Source organism: Mesorhizobium sp. M7A.F.Ca.ET.027.02.1.1 (genome assembly GCF_004022985.1).
Classification (GTDB): domain Bacteria; phylum Pseudomonadota; class Alphaproteobacteria; order Rhizobiales; family Rhizobiaceae; genus Mesorhizobium.
Genome location: NZ_RZOL01000933.1, coordinates 1 through 467, shown reverse-complemented (window position 1 = coordinate 467; position 467 = coordinate 1). Strand labels below are relative to the sequence as shown.

General features: G+C 45.6%; 1 protein-coding gene and 1 pseudogene. Both read left to right on the top strand.

Annotated elements, in window-relative coordinates:
- Nucleotides 1–180 (top strand): hypothetical protein (locus EN749_RS38440; protein WP_210214776.1); only part of this gene is annotated, 180 nt, incomplete at its 5' end.
- Between the two features lie 98 nt (nucleotides 181–278).
- Nucleotides 279–467 (top strand): annotated as a pseudogene (locus EN749_RS37080) (PTS sugar transporter subunit IIB); the annotation flags it as partial.

Sequence of the window (467 nt, the reverse complement as noted above, 5' to 3'; positions counted from 1 at the left end):
GGCTTACCTCGCGCCTGCAAATTCCATGACCGCTACGGCTCAGATTATAGCCAGAACGGAGTATATCCGTTTCCGTTTTTCATGGAAACCGATTTTCCGTTTCCACTCAAAATGATGTCAAAACGGCCAAATTATGTGATGCGCATCCGGTTAATTAGCCTCATAAGTAAGGGATCTTGATGGTTGTCACACTTCTGTCTTTTATGAATGGAAACCGGTTTCCGTATCATGTCCAATCATCCTCGCAATAACTTGTTACATTTAGAGGATGGTTGTCGATGTTCAAGATTATGCTGTGCTGCTCTGCCGGGATGTCCACCAGCCTGTTGGTCAGCAAAATGGTCGATGTCGCGAAAGAACGTGGTTTGCCGGTGAAGATTGATGCGTACGGTGTTTCCGAATTTGATACGCAGTTTCCGCAATACCAGGTTGTCCTTCTCGGACCGCAAGTGAAATACATGTTAAAG